Source organism: Dyadobacter sp. 22481, from assembly GCF_052044875.1.
In the GTDB taxonomy this organism is placed as follows: Bacteria; Bacteroidota; Bacteroidia; order Cytophagales; family Spirosomataceae; genus Dyadobacter; species Dyadobacter endophyticus.
In genome coordinates, this window is sequence record NZ_JBQENV010000002.1 from 324,818 (window position 1) to 346,800 (window position 21,983).

Here is a 21,983-nt window from a genome sequence, read left to right on the forward strand (position 1 = left end):
ATGTTACCTCAATGTTAACCCTATGTTACGCGTCAATTATTTAAAAATTGCACTTTTCCTTAAAAATCAGCTACTTATTCGACTATTCCTTGTCCTTTTTCGGCATTGAAGTCGTCCAAATCATGCACGAAACCGTTGATGACGGCATATTTCACTTTTCCGGCCTTTTTGAGAATGAAGGTAGCGGTGGAGCCCAGGCCCGGTATGCCGGAGGGAGCCGCTTGCCCGGCTCGCAGGATATGCAGGGGTGCGGTGGTGAAATACAGGCCTAATGCCCGTGTGTTGGCGTCGGGCGCGAGACGCACATAGGTGTAACCTTCTTTGAGCAGGCTCAATGCATTCAGCTTGCTGATCTCGCTCACATTCTTATATGTGGTAGGATAGATCTTCCCCTTTTCGACGGTAAGCCCCGTTGCGTCGATTTCCTGGCTGCCATATTGCGGGTGCAGATCGCCGAAGTCTTCGATCTTACTGTAATAAAAGAACTTGGTCGCATTGGCATAGTTGACTTCCGTGCGGTTAATGCCCAGATCAGCGGTGAACGACTTGCCCGATTGCCGCACGGTCGCATTGCGCACAACGAGGTCGTACACCCATCGGCCGTTTTCGGGGATGTTGTAATATTCCTCGCGGTTCTCTTTGGTGAGCGAATTGTCCGAAACCTTATCGAGCGCCGACAAAATGGCCATGAAATTGAGCTGTCGGATGTATTGTTTCTCAGGATCGCCCACATAACCGCCCGATTCGATCAATACCAATGTTGTACCCCATTTTTGCACATTATCCCCGAATCCCCGCGGCTCGTGGTCGTCAGCGTAGCGGGCTACCTGGCCCGGAATGTACTTTTGAAGTATCTTATTCATGCCCACGATCAGCTGCATCGAGCGCTCGCGCACGTCGTTGATCGATAGTTCGTAATCATAGGAAGTCGCCAGGAAGGAAATCGTCGCCACTTTCGGGCTACGGCCTGCCGAATAGCGCGGGCTCTGATCGTGGAGGTTGAAGCCGTAATCGGGTTTCAGGCGGTCCACAAGACCTTTCAGGATTTGCGCCTCGGGTGTCTGGCGTGCTGCTGCGTCGCGGTTCATGTCGATACCCTGAGCGGTACGGCGCTGGTAGCGTTCTGCCCCGTCGGGGTTGAGCATGGGCACAAAATATAGGGTCGTATTGTCAAGCAGTTTCTTGCGGAGTTCGTCGAAACCGTCATTCTTACCTTCGAGGAAATTAAAGATATCGAAGCTCGCCATGGTTGCTGTGGGCTCGTCGCCATGCATTTGCGTCCAAAGCAGCACCTTCTTCTTGCCATTCCCGATTTTGATCATTTGAATAGTCCTTCCCTCAAACGAATTTCCCACTGCTTCTATCTGGTACATCGCGTTGTCCTGCCGCCTGGAAATCAGCGGAAGAATGTCTTTCTGCTTGAAACGCCGCTGGGTAAGGGCTTGCTCGCGATAAGTTTCGTGGATTTTGAAAAGACGGTCGGCAAGGTCTTTGGTTTGTGCCTGTGAATCAATGGTAATCAAGGTAATGAATAGGGAAAATAGTGGCAGGATAGTTGCTTTTATCATGGTTCAAGGCCATTTGTTAACTGCAAGGTACGAAGTTTCTCTAAGCAAATTTTAATGTAATATTTACGTGCTTTGTTGTCCGGTTATTGTATTTTTTGCTTACATTTGTGGCATGTTAAGAGCTGAAACATATCATTTGCATCATAGCCTTTTGGCTTTCGGACGTCTAGGGTGATGTGTTTTTGCAAGTAGTGTTGTAATAAGGTTGAATACATAGTATCCCAGAAGCCCGATTGTTTAGATCGGGCTTTTTTGTTGTCGATTTCAAGCACTGAATGGTATGAAAACCGTCATTATCAAATACAATGCAGGCAATGTGCAGTCGGTCATGTACGCGCTCGACCGCATAGGCGCAAGCTACCTTTACACCGACGATGAAGCCGAGATCCGTTCGGCCGACAAGGTGATTTTTCCCGGCGTAGGCGAAGCCAGCACCACGATGAGCTACCTCCGCAATGTGGGCCTCGACAAGGTGATTCCTTCATTGAAGCAGCCCGTTTTCGGGACCTGCGTGGGTATGCAGCTCATGTGCCGTTTTTCGGAAGAGAACAATACCGAATGCATGGGGATTTTCGATGTGGATGTGAAGCGTTTTCCGGCATCTCCAGGCCTCAAAGTGCCGCACATGGGCTGGAACAATATCTCCGGCTACCAATCGCCGCTTACTGCCGGTCTGCCCGATAATGCGTACGTATATTTCGTACACAGCTATGCGGCACCGGTCTGCGAATACACCGTCGCCAGCTGCGATTACGTATTGCCGTTCAGCGCGATGCTGCATAAGGACAATTTTTACGCTGCCCAGTTCCACTGCGAGATCAGCGGAAACGCCGGCCAGCAAATCCTCGAAAATTTTCTCAAACTCTGATAACCGCCTGCCCCGTACCTCATGATCCAGATTATACCCGCTATCGACCTCATTGAAGGCAAATGCGTTCGCCTCACGCAGGGCGATTATGGTCAGAAGAAGATTTACAATGAAAACCCCCTGGAAGTTGCATTGCAATTCGAAGACGCCGGCTTGAAAAGGCTGCATTTGGTGGACCTAGACGGTGCAAAGGCGAAAAAGGTCGTCAACTGGAAAGTGCTGGAGAAAATTGCTTCCCAAACTTCGCTGCAAGTCGATTTTGGCGGCGGCGTACAATCGGACGATGATCTGAAAATCGCATTCGAAAGCGGGGCGAAACAGGTTACAGGCGGAAGTATAGCCGTGAAACAACCCGACCTGTTTGAGCATTGGCTAAAAACTTATGGCGGCGAGAAGATCATTCTCGGCGCGGATGCCAAAAATGAGAAGATCGCAGTGAGCGGCTGGGAAGAAGGTACGGCCATCTGGGTGTATGATTTTGTAGAGGAATATGTGGCGAAAGGTGCCAAGTATACCATTAGCACTGATGTAGCCAAGGACGGTCTGTTGCAAGGACCTTCTTTTGATTTATATAAAAACCTGCAAGACAAATGTCCCGACCTGAATATCATCGCCAGCGGAGGAATAGCGGGAATCGAGGATGTGGAGAAGCTGGCGGAAATGAATATCTACGGCGTGATCATTGGCAAAGCCATTTATGAAAACCGGATCAGTCTCGCCGATTTACAGCGTTTTTCAGTTTAAAAACTATGCTTACAAAACGAATCATTCCCTGTCTGGATGTAAAAGATGGCCGGACGGTCAAAGGGGTCAATTTTGTGAATTTGCGTGACGCGGGTGATGCGGTGGAACTGGGTGCGATGTACGCCGCGCATGGTGCCGACGAGCTGGTTTACCTTGATATTACGGCCACAGTCGACGGCCGCTCGACATTTATCGACCTCGTTCGCAGAGTAGCGCAGACTATTAATATACCTTTTACAGTCGGCGGGGGCATTTCCTCGATCGCGGATGTGTCGGCGCTCCTGCATGCGGGGGCGGACAAGGTGTCGATCAACTCGGCGGCGGTACGGAACCCGGACCTGATCAATGAACTATCGCTCGAATTCGGCAGCCAATGCATTGTAGTGGCCATCGATACGCGTTATATCGAAACGGACAACGGTCTCGAACATATTGTGCATACCCACGGAGGAAGGAAGGCGACGGAAATCCGCTCGATACCCTGGGCGAAGGAAGTCGAAGAGCGGGGCGCAGGGGAAATCCTGCTCACCTCGATGGATACGGATGGCACGAAAAACGGCTTTGCTTTGGAGCTGACGGCCACCATCTCAGGTAATGCGAACATTCCGGTGATCGCATCCGGCGGTGCAGGCAATATGGCGCATTTTTATGATGTTTTCACGGCGGGGAAAGCCGATGCCGGATTAGCTGCCAGCATTTTCCACTTCCGGGAAATAGACATACCGGATTTGAAAGAGTATCTCAAAAACAAAGACCTGCCGATCCGGATGACCCGGTAATGGCGCGGAGTTTTAACAAATATACTGAACCGGTTGACCAGGCCCCGATGCTGCGGACAAGGCGGGATTTTTTAATTAACAATCAAAAATGAGCGAGACGTTTTCAACCATAGACTTCAATAAATCGGCCGACGGCCTGGTGCCGGCTGTTATTCAGGACGTAAATACCGGTAAAGTACTAATGCTGGGCTACATGAACGCCGAAGCACTGGACGTTACCAGGCAGCAGGGAACGGTGACGTTTTTCAGCCGGAGCAAGCAGCGCCTTTGGACAAAAGGTGAAACGTCGGGCAATTTTTTGTTTGTAAATGACATTGCCGCCGACTGCGACGGCGATACATTGCTGATCAAAGCGACTCCGGCAGGGCCAGTTTGTCACACCGGCGCAGATACTTGTTTTGGGGAAAAAAATAGCCAGCCGGAAATTGCTGACACACGTACCGGCGAGGCGGCGTTCCTGAATTACCTTCAGAAAAATGTGATCCGCGAGCGTAAACTGAACCCGACGGACGAATCGTATACCAGCAGCCTTTTCAAGAGGGGAATCAATAAGATCGCGCAGAAAGTGGGGGAGGAGGCTGTCGAAGTTGTCATTGAATCGAAAGATAACGACGATGGCCTTTTCAAGAACGAGGTGTCGGATTTGCTGTTCCACCTGCTCGTTTTGCTCGAACAAAAAAACATTGACTTAGATGAGGTAATTGACGTACTTCGTAACCGTCACCAATAAAAACCAGAACCGTATGAAGTTGCTCCTGCGTCTTGTAATCAGTACTTTGGCGATTATCGTCGCCGCTAATTTGGTGCCCGGTGTTGTGGTTGCGAGTACGGGTACGGCCATTATCGTAGCCATTGTGTTGGGTATTCTCAACACATTCCTCAAACCCATCCTCCAAATCCTCGCGTTACCCATTACGATCCTGACGCTGGGGCTATTCTATTTCGTCGTCAACGTGTTTATTATTTACCTCGCTGCCTCGCTTGTAGACGGCTTCCGGGTCGACGGTTTCATTTCCGCATTATTCTTTGGGTTGATCGTTTCAGTCGTCTCTGCAATCCTTGGTATGTTTTTGGATTAATGTGAAAAAAAGTCTGTGTTCAGGCCTTATACATCTCACATGATTTGAAATTTACCGCTATGTTGAGTCAACTGGAAGAAATCAAGGACACCCTTTTTAAATATTTCGAGACAAGGATCGATCTGTTTAAAATAGAGACCCGTGACAAGATCGAGCGGGCCGTTGTGATAGGGATATTTGCAGCCATTTTGCTTTGTCTTGGCCTTACGATCCTGATTTTGCTGGTCATATTGCTCGGAACATTCCTGAACAAATGGCTGCACAGCGACTACCTGGGCTTTGTGATATTGCTCGGTGTTTTCATTATCAAGCTAGCCGTCACCATCATCTGGAAAGAAACCTGGATCACACTGATCCGGAAAATAATCGTTCGTTTTGTAAGCGTGAAGGAGGAATAATGCTTTTTGGCTGCTTTATTTGGCAATAAGTTTCTCTGAATTGCTATTTTTGGATTCCTTTTGAAAAATTCTCAGGCACTATTTAAACAGATATGAAATGAGTTCTTCAATAGATTCTTCGGTAAAAATTACGAAGCCGTTTTCGTCAGATACGGACAAGGAAAAAGAAGGTTTGTTGCAGGATGCCGATCTGTACCGCGACAAGCTGGAAACACAATGGAGCGGGCTTAAACAAGAAGCCACCAATTATGGTAAACAGGCGCTGGTGATCGGCGGAGTCGTTGCAACGACTTTTATCGTCATGAACGCGCTTTTGCCAAAAGGAAAAAAGAAAAAGGAAATTTTGGTCGAGCCGGTTGAACCTGTCGAAAAGAAAGTTACCAAAATCAAATCCCAGTCTGTTGTCGGACAAGCCGTTCAAAGTTTAGCCTGGACATTGGCTGTGGGGTGGGCGCGCCAGAAGCTGAAACATATAATTGATGACGAACGTAAAACCGAATGAAAGCAGCGAAACATCAAATCGCAGACCTCCTTTCCGAACGTAATGCAGAAAAAAGGAAATCGTTTGCTGTTCTCCTTGATCCGGATAAAATTAACCTTACCACATTTCCGAAATTCCTAGAATACGCGGCTGGGCATGGCGTTGACTTCTTTTTTGTGGGCGGAAGCCTCATTACCAACTACGCCATCGACAAGCTGATTGCCGCCATTCATGAACATACCGACATTCCCGCGATACTTTTCCCCGGCAGCAGCCTGCATATCGAGCCCTCGGCCGATGCGATTTTATTGCTTTCGCTGATCTCCGGGCGCAATCCCGAGTTGCTCATAGGCCAGCATGTCATCGCCGCCCCGTTGTTGAAACGAAGCGGTATCGAAGTGCTTCCGACTGGTTATATGCTCATCGAAAGCGGCAAGCTCACGACCGTATCCTACATTAGTAATACTACACCGCTCCCCCGCGACAAGCCGGGCATCGCAGCCTGTACGGCCCTCGCTGGCGAATACCTGGGCCTAAAAAATATTTTCCTCGATGCCGGTAGCGGCGCATTGTTCCCGGTTCCCGGCGAAACCATCGCAGCGGTACGCGCGGCTGTGGACACGCCGATTATCGTCGGTGGCGGGATTGATTCCTACGAAAAAGCGGATGCCGCTCTGAGTGCCGGCGCAGATGTGATCGTGGTAGGCAACGGCATTGAAGCTAACCAGGAGTTGTTGCCCGAAGTTGCGGCCTGTGTGAGGGCTTATAACCAAAAGTTGGCGAGTGTTTAGGGGGAATGGGGGAATTAATAGGACAAATTAAAGTGAATTAAGAATTTTCTAAGGAAATTTTAAGTTCTTGGAAAAATACAAACTCAAAATTTAGGAATATTCAATTCGAACATATTACCTTTGCATCGAACCTTAATTACACCCAAGAAATGAAAAAATTCTTTGCATTTGCGTTTGTTGCCGGGATGGTAGCTTTCGCTGCTTGTACTAGCAAACCTGCTGACGAATCAGCTGATACTACTGCTGTAACTGTTGAAACTCCTGCTGTTGATACAGCTGCTGTTGACACTGCTGCTGCTGTTGACACTGCTGCTGCTGATACTACTAAGAAGTAATCAGACGTACGAGTCGAAAATCTTGAAAAGCCCTATGAAAATAGGGCTTTTCTTTTTTTATTCGGGTATGAAAAATGTGTCTTTGGGTTCGTATGTGCCGGACGGGGCAGCTGAGTATTGCCAGGAGTTGTATCGCACCCACCGCTTTGATTTCTTCCTCTCACGTCCGCGTCGTACCCGCCTGGGCGATTTTACCGTAAAACCCGGCATGGTTCCCCGCATTACGGTCAATGTCAATCTGAATCCTTACAGTTTCCTCATTACATACCTGCACGAAGTGGCTCATTGTGTTGTCCATTACAAATACAAAGGCCGCGGCCGCAGAAGGGTAGCGCCGCACGGCGCCGAATGGAAGCACGAGTTCAGGGAGCTATTGCTGCCCGTTATGCGTGAAAGTATCTTTCCCGAAGATATTCTTGTCCATTTGCTTCGTTATGCTCAAAACCCCGCCGCCTCAACCGGCGGTGACCAGAAACTTTTTAATGTGCTCAGAAAGTACGACGAGCAGGAATTGAACACCGGTAAAGTATGTTTGTTTCAGCTGGATGAAGGCACAAACTTCGTCTTTCAAAACAGGACATTCACACGCGGAACGCTCAGGCGCACGCGGGTACTCTGCACGGACAAAGCCTCTCAACGTCTTTACACGATCCCCGCTCATGCATTGGTTGAAGCGTGCTGATGTCCGGAAAATGGCTTGTCGTTCAGTTTTAAGCTGTCTGGCATTGCTGGTTTCCTTTTTTTCTTATGCACAAAAATCGGTTTTGTCCGAAGGTCAGTGGTTCAAACTGGCTGTGACGGAAACCGGCATTTACCGCGTCGATGCCGATCTGCTTTCTAAAATGGGCATCGATATTGCTTCCGTGCGGCCTTCGGGCATCAGGATCTATGGCAATGGAGGGGCTATGCTGCCGCAGTCCAACAAGTCGGGGTATGTGAATGCGTTAACCGAGAATGCGATCTGGGTCAGCGGGGAAGAGGATGGAAAGTTTGACAAAAGCGACGCCGTTTACTTCTTTGCGGAAGGCCCTCATGTTATCCGGTATGACGCGGCAAAGGCGCAGCTCTGGCATCAGCTCAATTGCTATTCCGATTCGAGTTTCTATTTTATCACTTTCACAGAAAGTTCCGGCCTGAGGGTCAAACCCGGTGTGGAGCCTTCGGTTGCCTCCTCAAAAACAGTCAATCAGTTTGACGACTATTGGTATCACGAAACGGAATTGTCCAATACACTTAAATCAGGTCGAGAGTGGTGGGGGGAATATTTAGGGGGTCCGGGTTTCAGTATTAATGTAAATATGCCGGGAATAGTACCATCTTCGGATTTCAAATTGAGAACTTCCACGATCGGGGCCGCGCAAGTACCGACGCGCTTTGTATGGCAGGTCAATGGCAATGCAGTGGGCGAGGAGCCGATTGGCACTGTCAGTCCCGGTACCTACGACGTGAAGGCATTGCAGACCGGGAGTACGTATACATTAAAGAATGCGCCGGCGTCGGGAGCCTTCCATATTGGGGTTGTCTACAATAAAAACGGACAAAATTCGGCCGAAGCTTACCTGGACTATATCGGTTTGCAGGTAAAGCGGGAACTGAGAAACTATGAGGGCCAGCAGATTTACCATTTCTTGCCGCAGCCGGCGGATACCGTTACATATCAGTTTCAGGGTTCGTCGGAAGGGTTCAGTCTCTGGAATATCACAAATCCCCTTATACCGCTTTCAATAGCTCAGAAAGATGCATCAGGCGCTTTCAGGTGGACTGCCAGGGGTGGCAAAGTTCTTCAAAAATATATCAGCTTCAAGACGGCGGACGCAATGCAGCCCGTGAACTGGCAACGGGTTGATAACCAGAATATATCCGCCGCAACAGCACCGGATATGCTCATTGTAACGCCGGCCATCTGGGCTACCGAGGCCAACCGCCTCGCAGCTTACAGAAACACCCGCGACGGACTGCATGTGCTCGTCGTAACAACGGATCAGATTTATAATGAATATGCCTCCGGGCGACCGGACATTACCGCGGTCCGCGATTTTGCCCGACAACTTTACCAGAAAGAGCCCGGCAAGTTGAAATACCTCTTATTGTTTGGCGATGCAACGTACGATTACCGGAACCTTCTCCAAAATCAATCGCAGGCGCAGCGCGCTGCGTGGGTGCCCGTGTATGAGAGCCGTGAATCGCTCAACCCGGTTTATACCTATTCTTCCGACGATTATTTCGGTTTTATGGAATCCGGTGAGGGCGACTGGAACGAAAGTACTGCCGGTGATCATACGGTTGATATTGGTATCGGAAGGTTGCCTGTGAAGTCGCTGGAAGAAGCAAGGATCGTGGTCGACAAGCTCATACATTATGAATCGTCGATCGGGATATGGAAAAATTCGGTACGGTTTGTGGCCGACGACGGTGACGGGAACATTCACCAGCGCCACGCCGACCAGCTCGCCAATCTTATCCAGGGGCGGTTGTTTTCGACAAGATCTTTCATTGACGAGGTGCCGCAAACCACGACCGATGCCGGGCAGAAAGCGCCGGCCATTAACAAGGCTATTCGAAATGCGATTGACAACGGTACGCTGATACTGAATTATACAGGGCACGGAGGCACGAGCGGCTGGGGCGAAGAGCAGGTATTGACGTTAGCAGATATGCTTTCCAGCCGTGGAATGAATAATTTGCCTTTGCTGATCACGGCTACCTGCGATTTTGGCCGCTACGACGACCCCGGTGTCGTTTCTGGTGCTGAACTGATGGTTTTAAGCCCGAAAGGAGCGGCCGTCGGGGCGATCAGCACTACCCGCCCGGTTTATTCCAGTACCAACTTTGCATTGAACAAAGCATTTTACGAAGCGTTATCCAATGCAAAGCCAGGTGAGCGGCTGGGAGATTTTTTTAAATACACCAAAAACAATGCGCTGGCTGGTAGCCTGAACCGGAATTTTACACTGCTGGCCGATCCGTCGATGGTGCTGGCGCCCGGAAAAAAAGGAATCAGGTGGACGTCGCCGCCCGACACCTTGCGTGCCTTGCAGAAAGTGACGCTTCATGCGGAAGTTTTTGATCAGGAAACCGGTAAGGTCGATGCGGATTTCAACGGTACCGCCAGACTGGTGATTTATGACAAGCCGATCGAGTTCCGTACGTTAGGAAATGAGGGTAATCCGGAGGCTTATTCCGAGTTTCGAAGCAAGCTGTTCGATGGGAATGTGTCGGTGAAGAGCGGCCGTTTGCAATGCAGTTGGCAAATGCCGAAAGACATCGATTATCGCATTGGTTTCGGACGTGCAAGCTTGTATGCGGTGGTTGCCGATAGCACGGAAGATGCCTCGGCTCAGCTATCACTGGTTGTTGGCGGAAGCGCCGTACAGCAAAAGGACACCATTTCCCCCAAGGTGGCCGGCTACCTGAATACCCCCGCATTCCGGGATGGCGACACGGTAGAGCCGTCGTCGGTGCTGGTGTTGCGGATGAGCGACGAGAGCGGGATCAGCATTTCGCGTGCGGGTATCGGGCACGATATCACAATGATTTTGAATGATACGCTTACCGTCGTTTTGAATGACTATTACGTGGCGGATCTGAATAATTATCAATCGGGGACCATCAATTATCCGCTCGATAATCTGCCTGCCGGAAAATATATTGTCCGTGTAAAAGTGTGGGATACGTATACTAACTTTTCTGAAATAGCGTTCGGGTTTCTAGTAGGCGCTGCCAAGGGAATTGAACTCAACACCTTTAATATTTATCCTAACCCATTTCAGAAAGACATTGCATTCGAGCTTGGGCACAGCCGGGTAAATGATGACGTAGAATTAATTTTTAATATATTGCTGGTTAATGGGCAGCGTTTGGGTACTTATAAAAAGGTGTATTATAACAGCGAGCCAATTATCAGGGAACGGTTGGAGGTGACGCAATGGCTGAGGACGGCGCCGGTTGGCCAATCGCTGGTTTACCAATTACTCATCAGATCGTTAAAAGACAATTCCGCTGATCAGAAAGCGGGGAAATTGATCCGATCTCCTTAAGATAATAAAACTTATCAAATTTTTAGTAATAACTATCTTTCTTGTATTTTTGACCCTTTAAAGAAGCTGATACAGGCACTTCCTATCGCAAATCCAATTTCTATGAGACTTTTTTTTGTTACATTATCCTCACTATTCTTTTTAACATCAGGTACGCTTTTCGCTCAGCAGGATTCTACAAGAAGAATACCGGCATCACCACTCTCCTTTTTGACATTTGCCCCTGATGCTAGAAGTGCAGCGATGGGAGAAGCCGGTGTAGCACTCAGCCCGGATGCGAATTCAGCTTATTGGAACGCGGCAAAACTTCCCTACAATACCAAGGATTTTGGCGTTTCGATTTCCTACACTCCATGGCTGCGTTACCTGGTTGACGATATGTGGCTCGGTTATCTATCGGTCTACAAGAAATTGGGAGACCGCCAGGCGGTAGCGTTTTCTGTCAATTATTTCAACAACGGAGAACTGGACCTGCGGGATGCGGTAGGTAACAATATCGGCTATTTTAACTCGCGCGAAGTGGCTTTCAACGGAACCTATTCACGTCAGCTGAGCCGGAACTTCTCGATGGGTCTGACATTGAAATATATCTCCTCGAACCTTGCAGGAAATGCCGTAATCAACAACGTCTCGCTCAGCCCTGCACGTGTAGCCGCGGGTGATATCAGCGCTTACTATAAAAAGCAATTCAAGAACGAAGATACCGGCAGCGAACTCGTGTGGTCATTGGGTGCCGTGCTTTCAAACCTGGGCGGTAAAATCAATTACGGTTCCAGCACCGAAACAGAAAACTTTATTCCTACAACCCTGAAAGTGGGTACCGGACTGTCGTATACCGGGGACGGAAGAAACCGTTTCAATTTCATCATCGATTTCAGTAAACTGATGGTGCCCACTCCGGACGGAAAGACGAATGTCAATACCAAACCTTTGTTGAACGGCGTGTTCGGCTCATTCTCAGACGCTCCGGATGGATTTAAAGAGGAAATCCAGGAAGTGGCCATCGCGACTGGTTTGGAATACTGGTACAACAATATCTTCGCTTTGAGAGCGGGATATTTCGGAGAGAGCAAAAACAAAGGCGACCGCCGTTTCTTTACAGCGGGAGCAGGTCTTCGCTTCGCAGACAAATGGGGTGCCGACTTCGCTTATATGTTCCCGACAACACAAGGAAGTCCGCTTGCACAGACATTGCGCATCACAGTATCGCTCGGATTGAACAAAGCCGAGAAGCTGGACGTAAGCGACAACGAAAACTAAGCCTTAAGAGAAAATTAATTATTCGGAACGAATGGCGTTATTGCAACGTCATTCGTTTTTTTATACTCATCGCCGCCCATGTCACTGGATCGTACCATTGCCCCTGATTTCAAAGTTGTTCAAACCGTAAACTTGCCTGGCCCTCAAACCTACACGCTCGATAACGGGATCGCATTGCATGTGATCAATATCGGAGAGCAGCCGGTGGTACGTCTGGAGTGTATTTTCGAAGCAGGTAACTGGTATGAAAGCGAGGCGGCGGCATCGTATTTTGCCGTCAAAATGCTGACGGAAGGCGTTGAGGGGATGACGTCGCAGGAAATCAGCGAAGCATTCGACCAGCTCGGTGCGTTCACAGAGCTGACCCACACCTCCGATCGCGTCGGTATTGTGGTGTATTGCCTGTCGCGCTTCCTACCCGAGGTACTTCCGCTGGTGCAGAAGCTGATCCGCAGTGCCACATTCCCTGAGAAGGAGTTTCAGGAACTGAAAAATATCACTGTCCAGAATTTGAAAGTAAACAGGGAGAAAACCGCGTATCTCGCCACTACCGAGTTCAGGGCACGATTGTTCGGTGCGGCACATCCTTACGGACAAAGCCAGAACGCGGAGGAGATCGAAGCATTGGGAATGGGGGCGGTACAGATGCATTACGAACGGTTTATACGCGACGGCAAATTTACGGTGGTGCTCGCCGGTCAGGTTACCGAGGCTGATGTGCAGCATATAAATGCGACATTAGGGCAAAATTCCTTCGATGTCGAGACGGGTCCATTCTACTTCGATGCATCCGAACCCTACCAGGGCGACGAGACGATCGTGGACCGGCCTGAAAGTGTTCAGTCCTCGATCAGGATGGGCCGTGTGCTGTTTAACCGCCATCATCCCGACTATTTCAAAATGCTGGTAACAAACGAGATCCTGGGCGGCTATTTCGGGTCGCGGCTGATGAAAAATATCCGCGAAGAAAAAGGCCTTACCTACGGCATCTCCTCGCATCTCGTGACGTTGCGTAATGAGGGTTACCTGATGATCGGTACAGATGTGAAGAAAGAATTTACCCAACAGACCATCGACGAGATCAAAAAAGAAATATCCCGCTTGCAGACTGAACTGGTGGGAGATGAAGAATTGCAGACCGTCAAGAGCTTTATGGCCGGCGAGTTTGCAGGCTCATTGAATACCGCATTCGAAGTGGCCGACCGGCGCAAAATATTGTTGCTGGACAGCCTGCCCGCCGATTTTTTCAACCAGTACATCGACCGTGTTCACGCCACCACGGCTGCGGACGTGATGGAAATGGCCAACCGCTACCTGAAAACGAAAGATATGGTGACGGTGGTTGCAGGGGGCAAATAGCTACTGGTTGGCTTTGTCTAACGCATCCTTGTAAGATTTTAGGCAGCGCTCGCGGGCCATTTTGTGATCGACCATCGGTTCGGGGTAATCGGCGGTACCAAATTCCGGGACCCATTTTTTGATATACTCCATTTTCGGGTCGAACTTCTCCGCCTGCGATGCCGGGTTGAATATCCGGAAATACGGGGCGGCATCCGTTCCTGATCCCGCCGCCCATTGCCATCCGCCATTGTTGGCCGCGAGATCGTAATCCAGCAGCTTTTCGGCAAAATAGGCCTCGCCCCAGCGCCAGTCGATCAGCAAATGTTTGGACAGGAAGCTGGCGGTGACCATCCGCACACGGTTGTGCATGAACCCGATCGCATTGAGCTGGCGCATGCCCGCGTCTACCAGTGGATAACCCGTTCTACCCTCACACCATTTCTGGAAATCACGCTTGTCGTAGCGCCATTTGATAAAATCATAAGCCTTCCGGAAAGCTTCGCCCTTGCCTACATGCGGGAAATTAGAAAGGATTTGCTGGTAAAAGTCCCGCCAGATTAGTTCGTTCAGAAACGTGTCGCTGTGTGTGCGTGCCTGGCTTGCGAGCTTGCGTATGCTCACTGTGCCAAAACGCAAGTGAATACCTATGCGGCTGGTAGCTTCTTTGGCAGGGAAATCGCGCTCTTTTGCGTATTCTTCAAGCAAAGCATTGTCAACGTGGCCGGAGGGAAATTCATAGTCGGTCTTTTCAAATCCCATATCCTTTAATGCAGGCAATGCTGCGCCATGCCATTTGTAGAAATGCCGGAAATACTTCCTGGTAGGATAAGATTTAAGGTAAAAATCGTTGAGCTTTTCTTTCCATGCACGGCTGTATGGCGTAAAAACGGTGTATGGCATACCCTGGCCGCTTAATATTTCCTGTTTTTCAAAAATGACCTGGTCTTTGCAGGTTTTGAAAACAATATCCTTTTTCTTCAAAATCCGGTAAACTTCCTTGTCGCGGTCGGTGGCGTAGGGTTCGTAATCGGTGTTGGTGTAAACTTCGGCGATGTCGTATTCCCCGGCAAGCCTTTCCCAGATTTCTACCGGGAACCCGTATTCAACGAGGATATCAGCCCCTTTCTGCTGCAACTCTTCCCGGATTTTTAAAATGGCATCATATATAAACGTCAGGCGCGGGTCCTTCTTTTCTTCGATGTCGTCCAGAATATTCCGGTCGAAAATAAAGAGCGGAACGACCGGGTAACCGGAAAGCAATGCATAATAGAGCCCGGCATTGTCTTGCAGCCGAAGATCGCGGCGAAACCAGAATAGCACGATTTTGTCTTTCGTTTTCAGGCTCATACAACTTTTGTGATCAGAATGAAGGATTATTAGTACAACTCAACTACGAAGTAAGGCGGTTCTTGGATCAGGGAACCCGTGGCGTGCCAGGGTTTTTAATGCGGTGCCTGCGTACGAGTATGGTTTTTCAAATCGTATATTTACTGCCGGAGCGCCCGACGCCCGGCGCTGCAAACATACGTCGAAAGCGTGATCAATCTTAACTTAACCCGTATTCATGAAATTACAACTCACGATCCTATTCAGCCTTGTGTGCCTTATGGTTTTCGGCCAAAAGAATGATGCCGGCAAACAGGAATGGAAACAGCTTTTCAACGGAAAAAACCTGGATGGCTGGGATATCAAGATCCGAGGCTACGATCTGAACGACAACTACAACAATACTTTTCGCGTAGAAGACGGTAAAATGGTGGTCCGTTACGACAAGTACGATGATTTTGCCCAAAAATACGGCCATATCTTCTACAAAGGTGATTTTTCCTATTATCGCGTTGCCGTAGAATACCGGTTCGTGGGCGAGCAGGCGCCCAAAGGCGAGGGCTGGGCATGGCGTAACAGTGGCATTATGGTACACGGGCAGCCGGCTGCTACAATGGGTAAAAACCAGGATTTCCCCGCGTCGATAGAGGTGCAGCTATTGGGCGGAAACGACAAGACCCGCACAACTTGTAACCTTTGTACGCCGGGTACCAACGTGGTAATCGACGGCAAGCTGGTTACGCAGCATTGCATTAATTCCAAATCTAAAACCTACAATGGCGATCAATGGGTGCGGGCGGAAGTACTTGTGCTGGGCGACTCGCTGATTCAGCATTTTGCCAATGGGGAAATGGTTTTGGAATACAACAAACCCCAGTTGGGCGGCGGAAACGTAAGTGGCCACGATCCTTCACTCATGATCGCCGGAAAGCTGCTTGATCACGGTTCGATCTCACTGCAAAGCGAAAGCCATCCGGTTGAGTTCAGGAAAGTGGAAATATTGGATTTGAAAGGTTGTATGGACCCGAAAGCGACGAACTACAAGTCGTATTATGTGAAGGCGGATAACAGCAAGTGTACTTACGGCAAGAAGAAGTAATTGGCAGATTGTCGGTCTGAGCGAAGTCGAAGACAGTCAGTACGGTAAAACGTTCTGCAAGCACTTCGACTTCGCTCAGTGTGACATTTGGGTTACAACCGCACAATCTCAGCGCCGATCGCGTTCAGGCGGGTATCGATGTTCTGATAACCGCGGTCGATTTGCTCGATATTATCGATAATACTTACGCCTTTGGCGGACATTGCGGCGATGAGCAATGCAACCCCGGCGCGGATATCAGGGGAAGTCATCCGAATACCGCGAAGCTGCGTCTCGCGGTTATGCCCGATCACCGTCGCGCGGTGCGGATCGCAAAGAATGATCTGCGCGCCCATTTCGATCAGTTTATCCACAAAGAACAGGCGGCTTTCGAACATCTTCTGGTGAATGAGAACCGTTCCCTGAGCCTGGGTAGCCGTAACGAGCACGATACTAAGCAAGTCGGGCGTAAAGCCGGGCCATGGCGCATCGGCAACAGAAAGCGTAGAGCCGTCGAGGTAGTTTTCGATGCGGTAACGTTCCTGGGCCGGGATGAAGATATCGTCGCCATGGAACTCCATTTGGATACCCAATCTTTTGAATACGTCAGGAATAATGCCCAGTTCAGGAATTTGGCAATTTTTGATCGTGATCTCCGACTGCGTCATAGCCGCAAGGCCGATGAAGCTACCGATCTCGATCATATCCGGGAGCATCGTGTGCTCGGTGCCTTTCAGCTCGCTAACGCCTTCGACGATGAGCATGTTGGAGGCGATACCGGAGATTTTGGCACCCATGCGGTTCAGCATTTTACAAAGCTGCTGCAAATAGGGCTCGCAGGCCGCATTGTAAATGGTTGTAGTGCCTTCGGCCATCACCGCCGCCATCAACACGTTGGCAGTACCGGTTACCGAAGCCTCGTCCAAAAGCATGTAAGTGCCTTTCAGATTGGCTGCATCGACGCGATAGAACCCGCCATCTTCTTCGTCATAACTAAACTCCGCCCCCAGTTTTTCAAAACCCAGGAAGTGCGTGTCCAGTCTTCTCCGGCCGATTTTGTCGCCACCAGGACGTGGAATGCGTCCTTTACGGAAACGGGCCAGCATAGGCCCGAGCAACATCACCGAGCCACGCAATGCAGCGGCTTTCTGCCGGAATGAATCCGATTCGAGGTAATCGAGGTTAATATCGTCGGCTTCGAAACGGATGGAGGAATCGCTCAGACGGGTGCGGCGTACGCCCAGATCGCCCAGCAGGTTGATCAACTGGTTTACGTCGCGGATGTTGGGGATGTTGTGGATAGTAACCGGCTCTTTGGTGAGGAGTACGGCGCAGATAATCTGCAATGCTTCGTTTTTGGCGCCTTGCGGCACGATTTCACCCTTGAGACGTCGATCCCCGGTAATTTTGAATGATGCCATAGAAGATTTTGGGCAATTGAGACGGTATAAAATGAAACCTGGATGTTACATTCCAGGTTTTTTGCGGTTGTTATTCCGGTTGTTGTTATTGTTGTTGCTTCCGTTCCGGTTGGAGAATTTGTTGTTCCGATTGCGGTTTTGGTTGCCTTGGCTGTTGCCGCCCTGCCTGTCGGAATTGTGGCTGGATTGCGCTTTGAAGTTATTTCCGCCCGACTGGTTCACACGGTTCCGTTCCTGGTTGTTGTTGCGGTCTTTCGGTGCGGCGTCGATGGGCCCCGACTTGCGGATATAGTCGATTTCCTCCTGCAAACGACCTTTGCTGAGTTGTTCCAGCTGCCCGAGCAGCACGTTGTCTTCCGGGTTATCCTTATTCCATGCGTTGAAGAACGAGCGCATCAGACGGAAAATGTAGGAAACGAATGCCAGGCGATCTTCCGGATTTTCGGTCTGTGAGGCTTTTTCCAGAAGCAAATCGATATTGCGACCGTAGTGGCGGAACGTCAGGTTTTGCTGGTTATACTCGACGCGCAACGGCTTTTTGCCCAGTGCTTCCTTGGATGGAGGCGGGAAAGGACTGTCGACATCCAACTCGAAACCGGAAATAATGTACAGGTCGTCCCACAACTTGTTGGTGTAGTCCTGGTTATCCCGCATGTTGGGATGTATCTGACGCATAAGCTCGACCAGGATATGCGCATAAAGTGTGCGCTTAGCCTTGTCCTCGATCGTGACGATGTGGTCGGCCAATTTTTGTACGTTACTACCGTATTCTTTCAATGGGATATCTTTTTTATAATGGACAAAAATAATAAGTTTTTGGAAACAAAATGAGGTGTAGCGGTAAAACAGGCATTCTGCGGCGCCGGCTCAGGGAGTGTAAAGCAAATGTCCCCGCACACCTTCGAAGGGAAACGCCGGCGGGCGGCCGGCTTCTGCGGGATTGATAGCGTAATTGTAAACTCCTGCCGGAAGCCCGGCGCAGAAGACTGCCGGAGTCCAAAAGTATTCGTTTCGCCCGGTGTAACAATGCAACAGTTTTCGGAATACCTTCGTTCCCAGCGAATTTCGGATCGTGATTTCGAGATCGGTAACACCCACCCCCCGATTTTGAATTGTGAACCTGAACCATTGCCCGGATGGATTGGGGGCGACCACCACTTCTATCGGTCCGCTATGGTCGGGTACTTCGAAATGGATCTGGTACGGGGACGCCGAAAGCCCTGTTTTATCCCGACATTGAATGGTGAGCAGGTATTTGCCCGGGACTAATGCAGGTTCAAGGATGATTTCGTAAAATTTCCCGTCTCTATTCTTTCCAATAGCATTTCGGAGTGGAATCCGGGCATTCGTACATCCGTCACATTGCTTTTTCAGCCAGATGGCCACCATGGTTGTGTCGTTGTCGGCGTCCGGGAGCGTGTCGTCGAAAATTCGGATACCGATAACAGGCTTCCCGGAAACAACCTCTTCGTTAATAAGCTGTTTCCCGTCGATCGAAACCTGCATCAGCGGCGGGATATTTGTCGCTTCGCCTTCGCTGTCGTAACCGGTGGGAGAGGCAGGGAAAATGCGGATCGCCGGGTCGCCGTGCAACGTCATTTGCTGGACGTTGATGCTATCCTGAATGCCAGGGTTGCGCGACAGGTTCCGCCTGATCGCTTCCCGCTGGATCCGGCCAAATGGTTCATTGGTGAATGCGGAATCGGCCAGGACTTCATAGAATATTCCGGTGTAGCGCCTTAATGCAGTCGAAGGCCCATTGAAAGTATGTGCCAAAAAGAGTACTGCTCCGCTTTCGGGCGCAAATATCCAGTCGCTGCTCAATGTCTGGGTTGAGTAAAAAATGCTGCCTGCCGCACAACCGTTGACGATCACGGCCGGATAGCGCGGATGGTTCCGATAATTCTTACCCGGGTCGCTTGCACGCCCGATGTCTATATCTGTAACATCAATCGACGAGTGGCCGAATGCGGTAATGAGCGCTACGCCTTCATTCACCTGTTTATCAATGTGTGCAGCTTCAACTGCACTGTCTGTGAGCTTCGAAATCGTCGCTACTTTCCGGGTCGGCGTTGTGTTTTCAAGTTGCTTTTCAAAGGATTGGACGTAAGATCTGAACGCATTCAACTCATCACGCGACCGACCTCCACTGAGGTGTAACACCCGACTCCGCCAGGCTGCCGAAGAAGGTTCGGCCTCCATGGCCTGCACTTTATGCAGGTAATCGAGCAGTTGTTGGGAATTTAATGCATTAATGCGGCCGATCGGGACAAGGAGAACAAAGTCACCTCTCATAGCAAGCGCCACATCGGAACCGGGCCAACCAGCATTTGGTACCATATCGATTTGCCACGAATCCTTTACTTTTCTTGCTTTTTGCGGGTCGACAGACCGTCCAGCCAGCAATGCGAATTTCAAATTTCCCTTATCGTGCAGCCAGCGGATTGCATTGCAGATGCCTTGCGGACCGGGTTGTCCTGCATTAAACTGATCATAGAGCTCATGGCTGTAAACGGCGGCGGTCTTGTACCCGCCACCACTTTTGGAGGCACGGTAACTTGTATATTCGGCAACTGGGTCCAGACCGCCGGCAAGCGCCCGCATGAGCGGATGCGTGATAATCAGGTAATCTGTTTCCGGGTCGATCTGTGTGAATCGGACGGGCCTTAGCGGGAGGATTCGCATCGGCTCGGGCGCGATGCGAATCCCTGCCTGCGGGTAGCGCATACGTGCATACGAGAGCGAGACGTGGCCGCCTGTGCCCACGGGCAGGAGTGTGAATATCAACCGACCAGTTTGATCGAAATCTTCAATGGATATTTTAAACTGAACAAGCTTGGTTTCACGGTCAATTACATTTAAATCGGCCAACCTTCTTCTTGAACTTTTACCATTACCAACCCATAATACAAATGAATGCATGCCCGGCGACCAGCCTGCGAGAAGTATTAAGCAGGCAATGTCCGATCGCTTGTCTTTATAGAGTTCATTGGTTTTAAATACAATTTCCAATGGTGTGCGCTCGGCGATTTCCGGCCCGGTCCACCCTTCGCCTTCGTCGTAAGCGGTGCGTAACGAGCCGGTTTCGTAATTGCTTTCGGGTGGAAAGAATCTTCCGGGCAAGTAGTGGGAGGTAAAAAGTTGCAACGCCTCTTCCCAATGAAAGGCAGCGCTGTCGGTAACAGTGCCGGGAGCAGGAAAGCTGGTTCTTAACCCGGTTTTGCCGTTTTGCCAGGTGAGGAAATAGGCTGTGGTATCGGAGTAAAGATTATAGTAATGATGCGGCATCGCCTCCGGATTGGTGTATAGTGCAGTATCGGAGTAGCCATCATTCTTTTTACCGGAAAACAGAATGTACCCATCGCGGCCCAGCTTGCCCGATGGTTCGCCCGCAACCTCGATCGGCACTTCTCCGCCGTGTGCGAAGAGTTGAATGCCGGAAATCAGTATCGAATCGGTCAGAATGCCCTGCCGCGCGAGTTCGGCCGCGGTGATTTTGTAAATGCCGGTCTCCGCTACCGGAATGCGTAGGTAGGCCTGTTTGTAATCGATCCACTCGTTGCCGTAACGTTCCTGCGCGCGGCATTGGGTATGCCAACAAATGCAGCAGAAGAGTGGTAAGGTGTGTGTAAAAATCCTTGTCATCCTGTTAAGTTTTGATGCACAAGGACGGGCGGTTTTATTCCGGCTGCTTTCGGACGTAGAGGTTCATTGAAAACGAATACGCATGAGCGTCATCGGTATCATGAAACTCTGAACTCGCTAATTGCCAGTCGTTCGGGTCAAATGCCGGGAAATACGCATCGCCTTCGACTTGTGCGTGTATAATGGTCAGATACATTCTCTGGGCCAATGGGAGCATTTGTTGAAAGATACTCGCACCGCCTAAAATGAATACGTCGGTTTCATCGGAAAGTAACGCGATCGCTCCGGAAATATCTTTGGCGTATTCTACATGGGGCTCTGCCTGCGAAGGCGGGTGAGAGGTAATGATCACATTCCGGTATTCAGAATGCAGCGCGTCGGGTGCTTCGAAACTCTTTCTGCCCATCATGAATGCTTTACCGGCAGTCACTTTTCGGAAATGCGTCCATTCATCAGGCAGGTGCCAAGGCAGGCTGTTGTTCAGCCCGATGACATGGTTTTCGCTCATCGCGGCGATGATATATAGTTGCAGTTTCATATTAATGATCATTTTTTTTTCTCTTTCTCTTTCTATCTCCGTCGGTTAAAACCGACGACAAAAGATAATCTATTACCGTCGGTTTTAACCGACGGAGTATAGCGAAGAGTATTAATTCGGTTGCGGCTTTTAGTAGCAAATAGATTTTTAACCGATCGACCTATTAAAATAACCATTCATCCTAACAAGAATATTTTTTTAACATGGTACCTTGCATCGCAAAGTACCTGTGTATACCTTTGTATTGTTAGAAGTTTAAATTCTATCTGTTAGCCATGAACATATTCATTTAAA

20 protein-coding genes are annotated in these 21,983 nt (G+C 49.7%); 14 read left to right on the forward strand and 6 right to left on the reverse strand.

Going from position 1 to position 21,983, the window contains the following annotated elements:
- Positions 1–74 precede the first annotated feature (74 nt).
- The gene (locus tag ACTJJJ_RS11415) at positions 75–1,568 is read right to left on the reverse strand and encodes a M14 family zinc carboxypeptidase (RefSeq protein ID WP_440701867.1); all 1,494 of its coding nucleotides are present in this window, start codon (positions 1,566–1,568) and stop codon (positions 75–77) included.
- A gap of 280 nt (positions 1,569–1,848) precedes the next feature.
- Here ACTJJJ_RS11415 and hisH point away from each other — a divergent pair, with 280 nt between their 5' ends.
- From hisH to ACTJJJ_RS11480, 13 genes are all read left to right on the forward strand, one after another.
- Positions 1,849–2,436, forward strand: a complete 588-nt coding sequence (gene hisH / locus ACTJJJ_RS11420; RefSeq protein WP_188935090.1) for an imidazole glycerol phosphate synthase subunit HisH — start codon at positions 1,849–1,851, stop codon at positions 2,434–2,436.
- Positions 2,437–2,457: 21 nt separating this feature from the next.
- Positions 2,458–3,180: a 1-(5-phosphoribosyl)-5-[(5-phosphoribosylamino)methylideneamino]imidazole-4-carboxamide isomerase gene (gene hisA / locus ACTJJJ_RS11425; RefSeq protein WP_426292716.1), complete on the forward strand. Its 723-nt coding sequence runs from the start codon at positions 2,458–2,460 to the stop codon at positions 3,178–3,180.
- A gap of 5 nt (positions 3,181–3,185) precedes the next feature.
- Positions 3,186–3,959, forward strand: a complete 774-nt coding sequence (gene hisF, locus ACTJJJ_RS11430) for an imidazole glycerol phosphate synthase subunit HisF (protein ID WP_188935086.1) — start codon at positions 3,186–3,188, stop codon at positions 3,957–3,959.
- A gap of 88 nt (positions 3,960–4,047) precedes the next feature.
- Complete coding sequence (gene hisIE / locus ACTJJJ_RS11435; protein ID WP_188935084.1) at positions 4,048–4,689, forward strand: bifunctional phosphoribosyl-AMP cyclohydrolase/phosphoribosyl-ATP diphosphatase HisIE; 642 nt, start codon at positions 4,048–4,050, stop codon at positions 4,687–4,689.
- A 13-nt stretch (positions 4,690–4,702) separates the two neighbouring features.
- Positions 4,703–5,038 carry a phage holin family protein gene (locus ACTJJJ_RS11440; RefSeq protein ID WP_026350516.1) on the forward strand — a complete coding sequence of 112 codons (336 nt, stop codon included), beginning with the start codon at positions 4,703–4,705 and terminating at the stop codon, positions 5,036–5,038.
- A 59-nt stretch (positions 5,039–5,097) separates the two neighbouring features.
- Positions 5,098–5,436 carry a phage holin family protein gene (locus ACTJJJ_RS11445; protein ID WP_188935080.1) on the forward strand — a complete coding sequence of 113 codons (339 nt, stop codon included), beginning with the start codon at positions 5,098–5,100 and terminating at the stop codon, positions 5,434–5,436.
- A 97-nt stretch (positions 5,437–5,533) separates the two neighbouring features.
- Positions 5,534–5,938, forward strand: coding sequence for a hypothetical protein (locus ACTJJJ_RS11450; protein WP_440701868.1), 405 nt, complete (start codon positions 5,534–5,536; stop codon positions 5,936–5,938).
- Positions 5,935–6,708, forward strand: a complete 774-nt coding sequence (locus tag ACTJJJ_RS11455) for a geranylgeranylglyceryl/heptaprenylglyceryl phosphate synthase (RefSeq protein WP_440701869.1) — start codon at positions 5,935–5,937, stop codon at positions 6,706–6,708. The genes ACTJJJ_RS11450 and ACTJJJ_RS11455 overlap by 4 nt, the downstream gene beginning before the upstream one ends.
- Before the next feature lie 149 nt (positions 6,709–6,857).
- The gene (locus ACTJJJ_RS11460; RefSeq protein ID WP_188935074.1) at positions 6,858–7,043 is read left to right on the forward strand and encodes a PG1828 family lipoprotein; all 186 of its coding nucleotides are present in this window, start codon (positions 6,858–6,860) and stop codon (positions 7,041–7,043) included.
- A 34-nt stretch (positions 7,044–7,077) separates the two neighbouring features.
- Complete coding sequence (locus ACTJJJ_RS11465) at positions 7,078–7,725, forward strand: hypothetical protein (RefSeq protein ID WP_426292719.1); 648 nt, start codon at positions 7,078–7,080, stop codon at positions 7,723–7,725.
- The gene (gene porU / locus ACTJJJ_RS11470; protein ID WP_440701870.1) at positions 7,703–11,080 is read left to right on the forward strand and encodes a type IX secretion system sortase PorU; all 3,378 of its coding nucleotides are present in this window, start codon (positions 7,703–7,705) and stop codon (positions 11,078–11,080) included. Before ACTJJJ_RS11465 ends, porU begins: the two co-directional genes overlap by 23 nt.
- A 102-nt stretch (positions 11,081–11,182) precedes the next feature.
- Entirely contained in the window at positions 11,183–12,340 is a 1,158-nt protein-coding gene (gene porV, locus ACTJJJ_RS11475) for a type IX secretion system outer membrane channel protein PorV (RefSeq protein WP_188935069.1), read from the forward strand.
- A gap of 78 nt (positions 12,341–12,418) precedes the next feature.
- Positions 12,419–13,699 carry a M16 family metallopeptidase gene (locus ACTJJJ_RS11480; protein ID WP_440701871.1) on the forward strand — a complete coding sequence of 427 codons (1,281 nt, stop codon included), beginning with the start codon at positions 12,419–12,421 and terminating at the stop codon, positions 13,697–13,699.
- On the opposite strand, the gene ACTJJJ_RS11485 is transcribed toward ACTJJJ_RS11480, so the two are convergent.
- A complete protein-coding gene (locus ACTJJJ_RS11485) occupies positions 13,700–15,028 on the reverse strand; it encodes a cryptochrome/photolyase family protein (protein WP_440701872.1) in 1,329 nt (442 codons plus the stop codon).
- 217 nt (positions 15,029–15,245) lie between these two features.
- On the opposite strand from ACTJJJ_RS11485, the gene ACTJJJ_RS11490 reads away from it, so the two are divergent.
- Positions 15,246–16,106 carry a 3-keto-disaccharide hydrolase gene (locus ACTJJJ_RS11490; protein WP_426292723.1) on the forward strand — a complete coding sequence of 287 codons (861 nt, stop codon included), beginning with the start codon at positions 15,246–15,248 and terminating at the stop codon, positions 16,104–16,106.
- Between the two features lie 92 nt (positions 16,107–16,198).
- Here the strand turns inward: ACTJJJ_RS11490 and murA are convergent, their stop codons facing one another.
- The 4 genes from murA to ACTJJJ_RS11510 form a co-directional block, all read right to left on the reverse strand.
- Entirely contained in the window at positions 16,199–17,506 is a 1,308-nt protein-coding gene (gene murA, locus ACTJJJ_RS11495; protein ID WP_440701873.1) for a UDP-N-acetylglucosamine 1-carboxyvinyltransferase, read from the reverse strand.
- Positions 17,507–17,551: 45 nt separating this feature from the next.
- Entirely contained in the window at positions 17,552–18,283 is a 732-nt protein-coding gene (locus ACTJJJ_RS11500; RefSeq protein WP_229222643.1) for a DUF4290 domain-containing protein, read from the reverse strand.
- A gap of 90 nt (positions 18,284–18,373) precedes the next feature.
- Complete coding sequence (locus tag ACTJJJ_RS11505) at positions 18,374–21,151, reverse strand: C25 family cysteine peptidase (RefSeq protein WP_440701874.1); 2,778 nt, start codon at positions 21,149–21,151, stop codon at positions 18,374–18,376.
- A 34-nt stretch (positions 21,152–21,185) separates the two neighbouring features.
- Complete coding sequence (locus ACTJJJ_RS11510) at positions 21,186–21,689, reverse strand: dihydrofolate reductase (RefSeq protein ID WP_440701875.1); 504 nt, start codon at positions 21,687–21,689, stop codon at positions 21,186–21,188.
- Positions 21,690–21,983 lie beyond the last annotated feature (294 nt).

Excerpts from the sequence above, each read along its gene's own strand:
- ACTJJJ_RS11415 (WP_440701867.1), bottom strand. The coding sequence starts at position 1,568 with ATGATAAAAGCAACTATCCTGCCACTATTTTCCCTATTCATTACCTTG.
- hisH (WP_188935090.1), top strand. The coding sequence starts at position 1,849 with ATGAAAACCGTCATTATCAAATACAATGCAGGCAATGTGCAGTCGGTC.
- hisA (WP_426292716.1), top strand. The coding sequence starts at position 2,458 with ATGATCCAGATTATACCCGCTATCGACCTCATTGAAGGCAAATGCGTT.
- hisF (WP_188935086.1), top strand. The coding sequence starts at position 3,186 with ATGCTTACAAAACGAATCATTCCCTGTCTGGATGTAAAAGATGGCCGG.
- hisIE (WP_188935084.1), top strand. The coding sequence starts at position 4,048 with ATGAGCGAGACGTTTTCAACCATAGACTTCAATAAATCGGCCGACGGC.
- ACTJJJ_RS11440 (WP_026350516.1), top strand. The coding sequence starts at position 4,703 with ATGAAGTTGCTCCTGCGTCTTGTAATCAGTACTTTGGCGATTATCGTC.
- ACTJJJ_RS11445 (WP_188935080.1), top strand. The coding sequence starts at position 5,098 with ATGTTGAGTCAACTGGAAGAAATCAAGGACACCCTTTTTAAATATTTC.
- ACTJJJ_RS11450 (WP_440701868.1), top strand. The coding sequence starts at position 5,534 with ATGAGTTCTTCAATAGATTCTTCGGTAAAAATTACGAAGCCGTTTTCG.
- ACTJJJ_RS11455 (WP_440701869.1), top strand. The coding sequence starts at position 5,935 with ATGAAAGCAGCGAAACATCAAATCGCAGACCTCCTTTCCGAACGTAAT.
- ACTJJJ_RS11460 (WP_188935074.1), top strand. The coding sequence starts at position 6,858 with ATGAAAAAATTCTTTGCATTTGCGTTTGTTGCCGGGATGGTAGCTTTC.
- ACTJJJ_RS11465 (WP_426292719.1), top strand. The coding sequence starts at position 7,078 with ATGAAAATAGGGCTTTTCTTTTTTTATTCGGGTATGAAAAATGTGTCT.
- porU (WP_440701870.1), top strand. The coding sequence starts at position 7,703 with ATGCATTGGTTGAAGCGTGCTGATGTCCGGAAAATGGCTTGTCGTTCA.
- porV (WP_188935069.1), top strand. The coding sequence starts at position 11,183 with ATGAGACTTTTTTTTGTTACATTATCCTCACTATTCTTTTTAACATCA.
- ACTJJJ_RS11480 (WP_440701871.1), top strand. The coding sequence starts at position 12,419 with ATGTCACTGGATCGTACCATTGCCCCTGATTTCAAAGTTGTTCAAACC.
- ACTJJJ_RS11485 (WP_440701872.1), bottom strand. The coding sequence starts at position 15,028 with ATGAGCCTGAAAACGAAAGACAAAATCGTGCTATTCTGGTTTCGCCGC.
- ACTJJJ_RS11490 (WP_426292723.1), top strand. The coding sequence starts at position 15,246 with ATGAAATTACAACTCACGATCCTATTCAGCCTTGTGTGCCTTATGGTT.
- murA (WP_440701873.1), bottom strand. The coding sequence starts at position 17,506 with ATGGCATCATTCAAAATTACCGGGGATCGACGTCTCAAGGGTGAAATC.
- ACTJJJ_RS11505 (WP_440701874.1), bottom strand. The coding sequence starts at position 21,151 with ATGACAAGGATTTTTACACACACCTTACCACTCTTCTGCTGCATTTGT.
- ACTJJJ_RS11510 (WP_440701875.1), bottom strand. The coding sequence starts at position 21,689 with ATGAAACTGCAACTATATATCATCGCCGCGATGAGCGAAAACCATGTC.